Source organism: Micromonospora sp. DT233, assembly GCF_049841815.1.
Lineage (GTDB): Bacteria > Actinomycetota > Actinomycetes > Mycobacteriales > Micromonosporaceae > Micromonospora.
This window is the reverse complement of sequence record NZ_JBNCLB010000004.1, coordinates 13,962-26,864: the sequence shown is the minus strand read 5'-3', so window position 1 is coordinate 26,864 and position 12,903 is coordinate 13,962. Positions and strand designations below refer to the sequence as shown.

Genomic DNA, 12,903 nt, shown 5'->3' with positions numbered 1-12,903 from the left:
GGCGGGCCGGTTCAGGCCAGGGTCAGCGGGCTGAGCCGCCCCGCCGGGATGTCCAGCTCGTCGAGGCGCAGCTCGCGGGTGACCGGCTCCGGCAGCACCGTGACCGCGCCGATCCGGTCGACCCGGAACGCGCGCGGCCCGTCGCGCAGCCGGCACCAGGCCACCAGGTACCAGTGCCAGGGGTTGCCGAGGAAACCCAGCGGCTCGACGGTGCGCTCGGTGGCGGCGCCCGCGCGGTCGGCGTACCCGATGCGCAGGGCCCGGCGGGCGGTGACCGCGCCGGCGACGGCGGCCGGGACGGGCGCGGCCGGCCCGCCGCCGACCAGGTGCACCCGCCCCGCCAGCCGGCGTGCCTCGGCTGCGTCGGCGGCGGGGAGCACCGCCAGCAGCTTGCGCAGCGCCGTCGCGCCGGCGGCGGCGAACGGGCTGCCGCCGAGGCGGTGCAGCGCCACGGCCATCGCCACCGCCTCGGCGGCGGTGAGGTTGACCGGCGGCAGGGTGTGCGCCCGGTCGACGGCGTAGCCGCCGGTGCGCCCCGGCTCGGCCCAGATCGGCACCCCGGCCTGCTGCAACGCCCCGATGTCCCGCTCGATGGTGCGGGCGCTGACCTCGAAGCGACCAGCCAGCCAGCGGGCGCTGCGCGGCCGGGGCGAGACCGCCCGCAGCTCCTCCACCAGGGCGTAGAGGCGGTCGGTACGGTTCACGCCCCGGACGCTACCGCTGCGGTACGACAGCCGCGCCTCAGGCGATGCAGGCGCAGACGATCAGCGCGGCCCCGAAGTGGGTGGCGGCGCTGACCCGGGCCGCCGGGTGCGGCTGGTCGGAGCAGATGACCTCGCCGAGCTTGCCGGGGGTGAGCAGGTCCAGCACGAAGAACGCCAGCGCCATGATCAGCAGGCCGATCAGCCCGAAGATGATGGTGGAGGCCAGCCCCTTGCCGAAGTCGTCGTAGCTGGTGATGATCGCGGTGAACACGATCCCCGCGATGCCGAGCTGGTTGGCCGCGAGCAGCAACCCGGCGTTGGCGTTGCGCTGGACCCAGATCAGCTCCCGGAGCTTGCCGGGGGTGAGCAGGTCGACCAGGCCGAAGCCGGCCGCCATCAGCCCCACCCCGACGATCCCGAAAACGACGCTCTGCCAGGCCCCGCTGAACAGATCCTCCAGCACCGACTGCCTCCCGACCACCTGCCGCCCGGCGGGGGTGCCGGCGCGGTGATCGAGACGATAGCGGCTTGCCGCAAGGCCCGGCGGGGCGCGTCGTCGATGCCGCTACAGCGACAGGTAGCGCTGCCGCTCGTAGGGGGTGACCTCGCGGCGGTACTGCTCCCACTCGGCCCGCTTGTTGCGCAGGAAGAAGTCGAAGACGTGCTCGCCGAGCACCTCGGCGACCAGCTCGGAGCCTGCCATCACGTCGATCGCCTCGGCGAGGTTCTCCGGCAGCGCCTGGTACCCCATGGCGCGGCGCTCGGCGCTGCTGAGCGACCAGACGTCGTCCTCGGCGCCCGGGGGCAGCTCGTAGCCCTCCTCGATGCCCTTGAGGCCGGCGCCGAGCAGCACCGCGAAGGCCAGGTAGGGGTTCGTCGCCGAGTCCAGCGAGCGGACCTCCACCCGGGCGGAGTTCGGCTTGCCGTACGCGGGGACGCGGACCAGCGCGGAGCGGTTCAGGTGCCCCCAGCAGACGTACGCGGGGCTCTCGGTGATCCGGTCCGGCAGCGCCTGCGGGAAGAGCCGCTTGTACGAGTTGACCCACTGGTTGGTGACCGCCGTGTACTCCCGGGCGTGCACCAGCAGCCCGGCGATGAACGACTTCGCCACCTTCGACAGCTTCATCGGGTCGCCGGCGTCGTGGAACGCGTTGCGCTCGCCCTCGAAGAGCGACAGGTGGGTGTGCATGCCGCTGCCGGGCTGGTCGGTGAAGGGCTTCGGCATGAAGCTGGCCTGCACCCCGGTGGAGAGCGCCACTTCCTTGACCACGTGCCGGAACGTCATGATGTTGTCGGCGGTGGTCAGCGCGTCGGCGTAGCGCAGGTCGATCTCCTGCTGGCCGGGGGCCACCTCGTGGTGGCTGAACTCCACCGAGATGCCGATGCGCTCCAGCGACAGCACGGCCTGGCGGCGGAAGTCCCGCGCCACGGCGTGCGTGGTGTGCTCGAAGTAGCCGCCGGTGTCGACCGGGACGGGCACCGAGCCGTCCTGCGGGCCGTTCTCGAGCAGGAAGAACTCGATCTCGGGGTGGGTGTAGAAGGTGAAGCCCTTCTCGGCCGCCCGGGAGAGCATCCGGCGCAGCACGTGCCGGGGGTCGGCCCAGGACGGGCCGCCGTCGGGCAGCAGGATGTCGCAGAACATCCGGGCGCTCTCGCCGCTGACCCCGCCCTCGAAGGGGAAGACCTGGAAGGTGGTCGGGTCGGGCATGGCGACCATGTCGGACTCGAAGACCCGGGCGAAGCCCTCGATCGCGGAGCCGTCGAAGCCGATGCCCTCCTCGAAGGCCGACTCCAGCTCGGCGGGCGCGACGCTGACGCTCTTGAGTGTGCCGAGCACATCGGTGAACCAGAGCCGGACGAACCGAATGTCGCGCTCTTCCAGCGTACGGAGAACGAACTCCTGCTGACGGTCCACTTCCACCCCTCGCGACACTCTCGTCCGTCCATCGGCCGGGCCTGGCCGACCAGTCTCCCCCGGCTCCTTTACGCAGACGTTACGCGAAGTGCCGTACGACGTCCCGTCGTGTCCCGCCACCTGGCCCGCGCGGCCCGGCCGGGGCCGGGTCGAGGCCCACGCCGCACTGCGCCGCCCGCCGTGTCGACCGCGCCGGGCTGGGGCAAGATGTGGACATGCCCACCCTGCGTCTCGCCCTGTCCCAGGTGAACCCGAGCGTCGGCGACCTCGCCGGCAACGCCGACCTGGTCCGCCGGTGGACCCGGCGGGCCGCCGACGACGGCGCCCAGCTCGTCCTCTTCCCGGAGATGGTGCTGACCGGCTACCCGGTCGAGGACCTGGTCTTCCGCCGCTCCTTCGTCGCCGCGTCCCAGGCCGCGCTGCGCGACCTCGCCGCCGACCTGGCCGCCGACGGCCTCGGCGAGCTGCCGGTGGTCGTCGGCTACCTGGACGCCGACGGCCCACCGCAGGTCAGCTCCGACGCCGAGCCGGGGCGCGGGGCCCGCAACGCCGCCGCCGTGCTGCACCGGGGCGAGGTGGTGGCCCGCTACTTCAAGCACCACCTGCCCAACTACGGGGTCTTCGACGAGGACCGCTACTTCGTCCCCGGCGACGCCCTGACCGTGGTGCGCGTCGGCGGGGTGGACGTGGCGCTGACCATCTGCGAGGACCTGTGGCAGTCGGGCGGCCCGTTCGCGGTGGCCCGCCGCGCCGGGGTGGGCCTGGTGGTGACGATCAACGGTTCGCCGTACGAGCTGAACAAGGACGACGTGCGGCTGCCGCTGGTGCGCCGCCGGGCCGCCGAGGCGGGCGCCACCGTGGCGTACGTCAACATGGTCGGCGCCCAGGACGAGCTGGTCTTCGAGGGCGACTCGATGATCGTCGAGGCGGACGGCACGCTGCTGGCCCGCGCCCCGCAGTTCGTCGAGCACCTGCTCCTGCACGACGTGGAGCTGCCCGCGTCGGGCGGGCCGGCCGACGGCGACGGCGAACTGGCCGACGGGATGCGGGTCGTGCGCGCCGAGGTCGACGCGGTGCCGCCGCCCGCCGGGGGCGGGCCGGCCGTCGGCGAAATTGTCGAGCCGGCGGCCGACGAGGCGGAGGTGTGGGCGGCGCTGGTGTCGGGCCTGCGCGACTACGTCGACAAGAACCGCTTCCCGTCGGTGGTGCTCGGGCTCTCCGGCGGCATCGACTCGGCGGTGGTGGCGGCCCTCGCGGTCGACGCGCTCGGCCCGGACCGGGTGGTCGGGGTGTCGCTGCCCAGCCAGCACTCCTCGGAGCACTCCCGCGCCGACGCGGAGGACCTGGCCAAGCGCACCGGGCTGGACTACCGGGTCGAGCCGATCCAGCCGATGGTGGACGCCTTCCTGGCGAACCTGTCGCTGGCCGGGGTGGCGGTGGAGAACCTCCAGGCCCGGGTGCGCGGGGTGATCCTGATGGCCCTGTCGAACCAGGAGGGCCACCTCGTCCTCACCACCGGCAACAAGAGCGAGCTGGCGGTGGGCTACTCCACCCTCTACGGCGACTCGGTCGGCGGGTTCAACCCGATCAAGGACGTGTGGAAGACGCTGGTCTGGCGGTTGGCGAAGTGGCGCAACGCCGACGCCGCCCGCCGGGGCGAGACCCCGCCGATCCCGGAGAACTCGATCGGCAAGCCGCCGAGCGCCGAGCTGAGCCCCGGCCAGCTCGACAGCGACACGCTGCCCGACTACAACGTGCTCGACCCGATCCTGATCGGCTACGTCGACGGCGACCTCGGCCGCGGCGGGTTGGTCGAGGCGGGCCACGACCCGGCCGTCGTCGACCGGGTGCTGCGGATGGTCGACACCGCGGAGTACAAGCGCCGCCAGTCCGCGCCGGGCACCAAGATCTCGATCAAGGCGTTCGGGCGGGACCGCCGGCTGCCCATCACCAACCGCTGGCGCGAGGACGGCTGAGCCCGCCCCCGGCCCGGGGCCGCTGACGGCGGTCCCGGTCGCCGGGGAGTGAAATCCTGCACTGTCGCCTATCGCCGTCGCTCGCCCGGTGCGACGCTTCCGGGACGACCCGGGGACCGCGACGGCGGCCTCGAGGAGAGGAGACAGGCATGATGGAGTCCACCCCGACCGAGGTGAGCGCCCTCTACGGCGGCCCGGCCACCCGGCGGGTCCGCACCCGCGACCTGCTGGCCGCCAAGGAGCGCGGCGAGAAGTGGTCGATGCTCACCTCGTACGACCAGTACACGGCGTCGATCTTCGACGGGATCGGCATCCCGGCGCTGCTGGTCGGCGACTCGGCGGCGAACAACGTCTTCGGCCATGAAACGACGCTGCCGGTGACCACCGACGAGCTGCTGCCGCTGGTCCGCGCCGTGGTCCGGGCCACCCGGCAGGCGCTCGTCGTCGCCGACCTGCCCTTCGGCTCGTACGAGGAGGGGCCGACGCAGGCGCTGCGCACCGCCGTGCGGTTCATGAAGGAGGCCGGCTGCCATGCGGTGAAGCTGGAGGGCGGCCGGCGCTGCGCCGGGCAGATCGCGGCGATCGTCGGGGCCGGTATCCCGGTGATGGCGCACATCGGCTTCACCCCGCAGAGCGAGCACGCCCTCGGCGGGTACCGGGTGCAGGGGCGCGGCGAGGCCGCCGACGACGTGCTGGCCGACGCGCGGGCGGTGACCGAGGCGGGCGCATTCGCGGTGGTGCTGGAGATGGTGCCCGGCGAGGTGGCCAAGCGGGTCACCGCCGAGCTGCCGATCCCCACCGTCGGCATCGGCGCCGGCCCCGACACCGACGCGCAGGTGCTGGTCTGGCAGGACATGGCGGGCCTGCGCACCGGCAAGGCCCCCCGGTTCGTCAAGCGCTACGCCGACCTGGCCGGCACGCTCACCGACGCGGCCCGCCGCTACGCCGACGAGGTTCGCGGCGGCGAGTTCCCCGCCGCCGAACACACCTTCTGAGTACGCCTCGCCTTCCGCGCGGCGAGCGGTGCGGCCGCCACCGGCCGCACCGCTCGCCCACGGAGTCGGGCGGCCGACGGGCGCAGTTTTGTCGTACAGGCGTTCTAATCTGTTCGGGTGATCGACGAGCTGACGCGGGCGGACCTGGCGGTACGGCCGTGCGTCGACGCGCCGGCATGGGCGATGCCCGACCCGGCGCTCATCGAGGCGCTCGACGCGGTGCACGTGCTGGAGCAGCGCCTCGCGGCGGTCAAGCTGGCGCTGGTCCGCGAGATCGACGGCCGGGGCGTGGCGGCGGCCCACGGCGCCTCGTCCACCGCCGCCTGGCTCCGGGAACGGCTACGGCTGTCGATCGGCGGAGCACGGCGGCTGGTGGCCGACGCCCTGACGCTGGATGCGACGACGCCCGCGCTGCGCGCCGCGCTCGCCGCCGGCACCATCACCCTCGAGCAGGGTCGGGTGATCGCCGAGGCCGTCGCCGCCATCCCCGAAGCGGCCGGCGCGGCGGCCCCCGACCGGGCGACCCGCCTGCTCATCGAATCGGCGGCCCAGTTCGAGCCGGCCATCCTGCGCCGGCTCGGCGCGCGGATCCTGACCCATGTCGCGCCCGAGCTGGCCGAGACGGCCGAGGCAGCCGCGTTGGCGGCGGAGGATGCGCGCGGTGAGCGGCACCGGCAGCTGACCCTCACCCACCTTCCGGACGGTCGGATCCGGCTCACCGGCAGCCTGGACGCGGAGGCCGGCGCGCTGCTAAATGCTGCCATCGAGCCGCTGAGCAGGCCGCAAGGGCTGGACGACGTCCGCAGCGCGGGGCAGCGTCGCGCCGACGCGCTCGCCGACGTCTGCCGCCTCGCACTGCGCAGCGATCAGTTGCCCGAGCACGGCGCCGACACCGCCCAGATCGTCGTCACGACGGACTACGACGTGCTCCGGGGTCAGCTGGGCCTCGGCACCCTCGACACCGGGCTGCGGCTGCCCCCCGCCACGGTGCGCCGGCTGGCCTGCGATGCGGCGATCCTGCCAGCCGTTCTCGACGGTGCCGGCCAGGTCCTCGACCTCGGCCGACGACGCCGCCTCGTCAACGGTCCACTCCGGCGGGCTCTCGTCCTGCGCGACCGTGGCTGTGCCTTCCCCGGCTGCGACCGCCCGCCCCGCTGGTGCGACGCCCACCACATCCGCCATTGGGCGGACGGCGGCAGGACCAACCTCGACAACGCGGTCCTGCTCTGCCGGCACCACCACCGGCAGGTCCACCACCACGGATGGCAGGTCCGCCTCGCCGCCGACGGGCTGCCCGAGTTCCTGCCACCCGCCTGGCTCGATCCTGGCCGCAACCCGCGCCGCAACCAGTACCACCGACGCACGTGACGACCACGGAGCGGCGGCACCCACGACGCACCGCCCGGACCGCCTCAGCCGACGGGGCCGAGCCGGCTCAGCCGACGGGGCCGAGGCGGCTCAGAGGTCGGTGACCCGGATGCCGGCGTGCGCCTTGTAGCGCTTGTTGATGGCGATCAGGTTGGCGGTGAACGCCTCGATCTGGTGGGCGTTGCGCAGCCGCCCCGCGTAGATGCCCCGCATGCCGGGGATGCGGGCGGCGAGCGCGGCGACGATGTCGACCAGCTCGCGGTGCTCGGTGCAGATGAGCACGTCCAGGTCGATCCGGTCGATCTCCGGGTCGGCCAGCAGCGGCGCGCTGACGTGGTTGAACGCGGCGCAGACCCGGGACTCGGGCAGCAGCGCGGCGGCCTGCTGCACGGCGCTGCCCTCGGCGACGGGCAGCGCGTACGGGCCCTGCTTGTCGAAGCCGAGCGGGTTGACGCAGTCCACGACGATCTTCCCGGCGAGGGGCTGCGCCAGGGCGGCGACGGTGGCGGCGTGGCCGTCCCACGGCACCGCGATGACCACCACGTCGCTGCGGCGGGCCACCTCGGCGTTCTCCGCCCCGCCGACGGTCGCGCCGGGGGCCACCCCGGGCAGCGCGGCGATCTCCTCGGCGGCCTGCCCGGCCCGCTGTGCGGTGCGGGAGCCGATCAGCACGCTCTGCCCCGCTCGGGCGAACCGGTAGGCCAGCCCCCGGCCCTGGTCGCCGGTGCCGCCGATGATGCCGACGGTCAGCCCGGACACGTCGGGCAGCGCGCTCGCCTCGTATGCCATGGGCCCATCCTGTCAAACGGCCGGCCCGGCGGCGGCCTCGGCGGATGTGAGATATCACCAGGCGCCGGGGTCGCGGCTGCGGACCGGCGGGCCTCGGCATCCGAGTCCCCGCCGCGGCGGGCCGGGCTCAGGCCAGCTCGAAGAGGACCTTCCGGGCGGTCGGGTCGGCGGTGACCAGCCGGACCCGCACCCGCTCCCCCAGCGGCAGCTCGCCGGTGCAGCGGGCCCGCACCGCCGGGGCGTCCAGCGCCACCGTGCCGCCGGGCGGCCGGCCCGGCTTCGACTGGCCGTTCGGCGGGGCGTCCACGTCGAGCACCGCCGCGTCGAACGTCTCGCCGACCCGATGCTCCAGCAGCACCGCCTCGGCCAGCTCGATCGCGCCCCGGGTGGCCGCGCCGGCAGCCCGGTCGGTCGCGGCCATCACCTCCGGCAGCTTCGGCAGCGCCGCCCGCGCCCAGTCGGGCACCGCCCGCCCGTCGTGCAGGGCCAGGCAGACCTCCGTGGCGTACCGGTCGGCGAGCCGGCGCAGCGGCGCCGTGACGTGCGCGTACGCGGCCGCGACCCCGCCGTGCTCCGGCTGCTCGGGCGGCGTGCCGTCGAACGCCGTGTACGCGGCCCCGCGCATCAGCTCGGCCGCCTGGTCGACGAACGCCGCCGCCCGGGGCTGCGCGGTGTCCAGCCCGGCGAGCACCTCGCCGACGCTGACCCCCGCCGGCCACTGCACGCCCAGCGGGGCGGCGGCGGTGCGCAGCCGGGCCACCGCCTCCGGCTTCGGCGCGGGCATGGTACGCAGCAGCCCGACCCGGCCGGCCAGCATGATGTCGGCGGCGGCCATCCCGGTGAGCAGGGAGATCTGCGCGTTGTGGTCCTCCATCGGGGCCGGCCCGCGCAGCACCAGCCGCCAGCCGTCGCCGTCGGCCTCGACGTCCTGCTCGGGCAGCGGCAGGTTCACCGCGCCCCGGCGCAGCCCGCGCGCGGTGAGCAGGGTGCCGATCTCGGGCAGCAGGGCGATCGGCTCGGGCAGCCGCCCGGCGTCGGCGTCGGCCTGGACGCCCACGTAGTCCAGCTTCGCGCGGCTGCGGACCAGGGCGCGTTCCAGCGCGACGGCGACCGTGCCGCCGTCGGAGTCGAGGTCGATGGTCCACACCACGGCCGCCCGGTCCTGCTCCGGCAGCAGGCTGGCCGCGCCCTCGCTGAGGGCGTGCGGGTGCAGCGGCACGTTGCCGTCGGGCAGGTACACGGTCTGCCCCCGCCGCCAGGTCTCCTCCTCCAGGGCCCCGCCGGGGCGCACGTGGGCGGCGACGTCGGCGATGGCGTACCGGACCCGGTAGCCGCCACCGGAACGGCGGGCGAGGTGCATCGCCTGGTCGAGGTCCCGCGAGGCGGCGGGGTCGACGGTGACGAACGGGACGTCGGTCCGGTCGACGGCGGGCCGGGGCGGCGCACCGGCCGCCGCCTCCGCCTCGCGCTGCGCGGCGGGCGGGAACTGCTCGGGCAGCCCCAGCTCGCGGCGCAGCGCGCCGAAGTCGATGCGGGGCGCCAGTACGCGTCGGATGACCACGGGGTCAATCCTGACAGCGCGGCAGGCGATCCGCTCACCGGCGCGACCGCGCCGGCACGGTCAGCCGGTGGCCTTGCGCGACGCCGAGGCCCGGGGCGAGGAGGTACGGGTGCCCGTGCGGTCGGCGCTCGTCCGGGCGGCGCTCGTCCGGGCGGTGGTCGACTTCCGGGCGGTGGTCGACTTCCGCGCCGGCGCCTTCTTCGCCGCCGAGGCCGTCTTCTTCGCCGCCGGGGCCGTCTTCTTCGCCGCCGGGGCCGTCTTCTTCGCCGTGGACTTCTTGGCCGTGGACTTCTTGGCCGTGGACTTCTTGGCCACCGAGGTCGTCTTCCGCGTCGCCGCAGCGCCGGTCCGCTTCGCGGCGGGAGCCTTCTTCGCCGCGCTCTTCTTCGCCGGAGCTCGCTTCCCAGCGGCCTTCGCCGCCGGAGCCCGCTTCGTCGCGGTGGTCTTCTTCGTCGCGGTGGTCTTCTTCGCCGCCGTGGACCTCTTCGCCGGCGTGGACTTCGCCGCCGCCGTGGACTTCGCCGCCGCCGTGGACTTCTGCGCCGCCGTGGACTTCGCCGCCGTGGACTTCTTCGCCGCCGTGCTCTTCGCCCCCGCCGTGGACTTCTGCGCCGCCGTGGACTTCGCCCCCGCCGTGGACTTCGCTGTCGGAGCCTGCTTCGCCGCGGCCTTCGCCGCCGCGGCCTTCTTCGCCGTCGCCGCCTTGGCGGTGGCCGTCTTCTTCGCCGCCGCCTTGGCGGTGGCCGTCTTCTTCGCGGCGGTCCTGACCACCGGGGCCTGCTTCGCCGTGATCTTCGTGGCGGGAGCCGTCTTCCCCGAGGCCCGCGCGGCCGGGGCCCGCTTCGCCGGGGGCCGGGTGGCCGCGATCTTCGTCGCGGCGGCCTTCTTCGCCACCGCCCGCTTCGCCGGCACCCGCCCCGCCCCGGCGCCGGAGGCGTTCGGGGACGCCTGGGTCACGGTCGTCCCCCGGCTCGCCGTGGCCGCCGTCGCGGTGCCGCGCGTGGCCGTGGCCCGGGTCCGGCCCGTGGTCCGCTCGGCCGCGACGGTCTTCTTCGCGGACGCACGTTGGGCGGCCGGGCGGGTGGTGGCCTTCGGTGCTTCGGCCATCTCGGTTCCCTCCTTGGGGACATGCTTTCGCGTGCCTCCTCAGGGGGCACCGCGTTCCTCGACGCGGGCCGTCCCGCGCCGCCTATCTGCCCTCCCCGGCCCAGCGGGCGTCCTCGGCGTCCCAGGTGTCGTTGCGCTCCTGCACCTTCTGCAGGGCGTTCTCGGCGTCGCCCGCCGAGGCGTACGGCCCGAGCACGTGCCGCGCCGCGCAGACGTCGGCGTCGGTCTCGACCCGGTGGTGTCGGATGCACCAGTAGTAACGCCCACCACTTCCGCTGTCGCTCATGGGATCACTGTGCACCGCGAACCACCCGGCCGCCACCGGAAGACGCATATATCCGCCGATGTCTTCCACAGTAGACGCGCTTTTCGCGCCGCGGGCCGGAACGGCGAAATCCCCCGACGGTGCCCACCGAAGCAGGCACGGGGGCGGGTGGGCCGAGGCGACCACCCGCCACCACCTGGTCTCTTCCCGTATGCGAGCCTCGTCAGGCCTTTCCCGGCACCGCGCCACCGGCCCACCCACAGGATGATCCGCCGCGCGGCGATCCACCGACACCGACCCGTCCTAATCAAGGAAACAACTGTGGCGAATCTTGACATAGCACTGAAGAACGCGATGAGCATCGACGGCGCGATCGGCGTGGCGCTCGTGGACTACAACAGCGGCATGACACTCGGCGTGGCCGGCGGCACAGGCGAGATCGACCTGACCGTCGCCGCCGCCGGCAACACCGACGTGGTCCGCGCCAAGATGCGCACGATCGAGATGCTCAACCTCAACGACGAGATCGAGGACATCCTCATCACGCTCGGCACCCAGTACCACCTGATCCGGCCGGTGAGCAGCCGCACCGGCAAGGGGCTGTTCCTCTACCTGATGGTGAGCAAGAGCCGGGCCAACCTGGCGATGGCTCGCCACCGGTTGCGCACCATCGAGGAGAGCCTGGAGCTGTGAGCGGCCCCGACGACAACCAAACCGGCCTCCCCCGCCGCGTCGCCCGACGCCCGGACCAGCTGACGCCATTCCGGTCGCTGCCGGCCTCGCTGGCGGGGAACCCGTCGCTGCCGTACCCGGCGATCGGCCGGGAGATGGCCGAGCTGCGCGTGCAGATCCCCGGGGTGCACGGGTGCGTCCTCGGCGGCGTCGACGGCCTGATGATCACCCACAACCTGCAGACCGAGGTGGACCCGCACGACCTGGCGGCGCTCGCGGCCACCACCTTCGGCCTGGGCCGCCAGGTCGGGATGCGGCTGGGGCAGGGCGACTTCCAGCAGTCCACGGTCCGCAACGCGGGCGGCTACCTCAGCGTCTACGCGGTCAGCGCCCAGGCCCTGCTCGCCGTGGTCGGCGAGGACAGCATCAACGTGGCCCGGCTGCACCTGCACGCCCCACCGGCGGCGGAGCGGCTCGCCGCGCTGCTGAAGGGCGTGACACCCGTCGCCGAGCACTGACCCCGGGGCGCCAAGCCGGACCCTCGCCCGGAGCGCCAAGCCGGACCCGGACCCGGAGCACCAAGCCGGGTGCCGCACCGGGGCACCGCCTTCGGGCGCAGGCCCGGAGTGCCGCGTCGACCCGGGGGCAGTTCGCCCCGGGTCGGCGCGGCACAATGCGGCGTGGAGACGGACCTGCGGCGGTACCTGGCGGAGCTGGTCGCGACGGCCGGCGAGGTGCTCGGCGGCGACCTGGTGGGGGCGTACGCGGCCGGCTCGGTCGCCCTCGGCGCGTACCAGGTGGGGCGCAGCGACGTCGACGTGGCGCTGGCCTGCGCGGACGCCCTCACCGACGGGCGCAAGCGGGAGCTGGTGGCCCGGCTGCGGCACGAGGCCCTGCCCTGCCCCGCGCGCGGGCTGGAGCTGGTCGTCTACCGGCGGGAGGTGGCCCGCAGCGGCACCCCGGAGCCGGGCTTCGAGCTGGAGCTGAACACCGGTGCCCGGATGCCCTTGCGGGTGACCTGGTCCGGCGACGAACGACCGGCCGTGGACGGCCGCTTCTGGTACGGGCTGGACCGCAGCATCCTGCACTGCGGCGGGCTGACCCTGGCCGGTCCCCCGGCGGCGCAGGCATTCGCCGACCTGGCCCCGGCCGACCTGCGCCGCCTGTTGGTCGACGCGCTGACCTGGTGGCTCGCGTTGCCGACGCCGCCCGGCGACGCGCCGGCCGACGGCGTCGAGGACGCCGTGCTCGGCGCCTGCCGCTCGCTGGTGCGCTGCCGTGACGGCGAGTGGCTGCCGAAGGTCGCCGCCGGGCGGCGGCTGATCGAGCGGGGGCACCCGGACGCGGCGCTGATCGAGGTGTCGATCGCCGCCCGGCTGGGCGGGCCGGCACCGGGCGGGCCGGCACCGGGCGGGGCGGCGGCCCGCGCGTTCCAGCGGGGAGTCATCGATCAGCTCCGCTCGATGTTATGACCCTACTGATATATAGCTCAGCGTGGATCTATGGATAGCCTGTCATCACGATCTCGTACCGCGTTCAACCAGCTCGGAC

Annotated in this window: 13 protein-coding genes; 6 read left to right on the top strand and 7 right to left on the bottom strand. The window is 74.4% G+C overall.

The genetic code is table 11. The annotated features are described in order from the left end of the window. Positions 1-11: 11 nt before the first annotated feature. From ACLQ2V_RS11310 to glnA, 3 genes are all read right to left on the bottom strand, one after another. Entirely contained in the window at positions 12-704 is a 693-nt protein-coding gene (locus tag ACLQ2V_RS11310; protein ID WP_425718378.1) for a helix-turn-helix transcriptional regulator, read from the bottom strand. A gap of 37 nt (positions 705-741) precedes the next feature. Then, positions 742-1,167: a DUF350 domain-containing protein gene (locus tag ACLQ2V_RS11305; protein ID WP_425718377.1), complete on the bottom strand. Its 426-nt coding sequence runs from the start codon at positions 1,165-1,167 to the stop codon at positions 742-744. Between the two features lie 102 nt (positions 1,168-1,269). Further along, positions 1,270-2,619, bottom strand: coding sequence for a type I glutamate--ammonia ligase (glnA, locus tag ACLQ2V_RS11300; protein WP_425718376.1), 1,350 nt, complete (start codon positions 2,617-2,619; stop codon positions 1,270-1,272). A gap of 215 nt (positions 2,620-2,834) precedes the next feature. Between glnA and ACLQ2V_RS11295 the strand changes: the two genes are divergently transcribed. From ACLQ2V_RS11295 to ACLQ2V_RS11285, 3 genes are all read left to right on the top strand, one after another. After that, positions 2,835-4,595 (top strand): NAD+ synthase, encoded by a 1,761-nt coding sequence (locus tag ACLQ2V_RS11295; RefSeq protein WP_425718375.1) that lies wholly within the window; start codon positions 2,835-2,837, stop codon positions 4,593-4,595. Between the two features lie 149 nt (positions 4,596-4,744). Further along, positions 4,745-5,590, top strand: a complete 846-nt coding sequence (gene panB / locus ACLQ2V_RS11290) for a 3-methyl-2-oxobutanoate hydroxymethyltransferase (protein WP_425718374.1) — start codon at positions 4,745-4,747, stop codon at positions 5,588-5,590. A 117-nt stretch (positions 5,591-5,707) separates the two neighbouring features. Next, entirely contained in the window at positions 5,708-6,958 is a 1,251-nt protein-coding gene (locus ACLQ2V_RS11285; RefSeq protein WP_425718373.1) for a DUF222 domain-containing protein, read from the top strand. Between the two features lie 90 nt (positions 6,959-7,048). Here the strand turns inward: ACLQ2V_RS11285 and npdG are convergent, their stop codons facing one another. From npdG to ACLQ2V_RS11265, 4 genes are all read right to left on the bottom strand, one after another. Next, the gene (gene npdG, locus ACLQ2V_RS11280) at positions 7,049-7,747 is read right to left on the bottom strand and encodes an NADPH-dependent F420 reductase (protein WP_425718372.1); all 699 of its coding nucleotides are present in this window, start codon (positions 7,745-7,747) and stop codon (positions 7,049-7,051) included. 127 nt (positions 7,748-7,874) lie between these two features. After that, a complete protein-coding gene (locus ACLQ2V_RS11275; protein WP_425718371.1) occupies positions 7,875-9,308 on the bottom strand; it encodes an RNB domain-containing ribonuclease in 1,434 nt (477 codons plus the stop codon). Positions 9,309-9,368: 60 nt separating this feature from the next. After that, a complete protein-coding gene (locus ACLQ2V_RS11270) occupies positions 9,369-10,415 on the bottom strand; it encodes a histone (protein ID WP_425718370.1) in 1,047 nt (348 codons plus the stop codon). Between the two features lie 82 nt (positions 10,416-10,497). Next, positions 10,498-10,701, bottom strand: a complete 204-nt coding sequence (locus tag ACLQ2V_RS11265; protein WP_425718369.1) for a hypothetical protein — start codon at positions 10,699-10,701, stop codon at positions 10,498-10,500. Positions 10,702-11,001: 300 nt separating this feature from the next. On the opposite strand from ACLQ2V_RS11265, the gene ACLQ2V_RS11260 reads away from it, so the two are divergent. From ACLQ2V_RS11260 to ACLQ2V_RS11250, 3 genes are all read left to right on the top strand, one after another. Further along, a complete protein-coding gene (locus ACLQ2V_RS11260) occupies positions 11,002-11,373 on the top strand; it encodes a hypothetical protein (RefSeq protein WP_425718368.1) in 372 nt (123 codons plus the stop codon). After that, a complete protein-coding gene (locus ACLQ2V_RS11255) occupies positions 11,370-11,870 on the top strand; it encodes a roadblock/LC7 domain-containing protein (RefSeq protein WP_425718367.1) in 501 nt (166 codons plus the stop codon). Before ACLQ2V_RS11260 ends, ACLQ2V_RS11255 begins: the two co-directional genes overlap by 4 nt. 162 nt (positions 11,871-12,032) lie before the next feature. Continuing rightward, a complete protein-coding gene (locus ACLQ2V_RS11250; protein ID WP_425718366.1) occupies positions 12,033-12,824 on the top strand; it encodes a nucleotidyltransferase domain-containing protein in 792 nt (263 codons plus the stop codon). Positions 12,825-12,903: the final 79 nt, after the last annotated feature.

Coding starts and splice junctions, on each gene's coding strand:
- ACLQ2V_RS11295 (WP_425718375.1), top strand. CDS start 2,835: ATGCCCACCCTGCGTCTCGCCCTGTCCCAGGTGAACCCGAGCGTCGGC.
- panB (WP_425718374.1), top strand. CDS start 4,745: ATGATGGAGTCCACCCCGACCGAGGTGAGCGCCCTCTACGGCGGCCCG.
- npdG (WP_425718372.1), bottom strand. CDS start 7,747: ATGGCATACGAGGCGAGCGCGCTGCCCGACGTGTCCGGGCTGACCGTC.
- ACLQ2V_RS11270 (WP_425718370.1), bottom strand. CDS start 10,415: ATGGCCGAAGCACCGAAGGCCACCACCCGCCCGGCCGCCCAACGTGCG.
- ACLQ2V_RS11265 (WP_425718369.1), bottom strand. CDS start 10,701: ATGAGCGACAGCGGAAGTGGTGGGCGTTACTACTGGTGCATCCGACAC.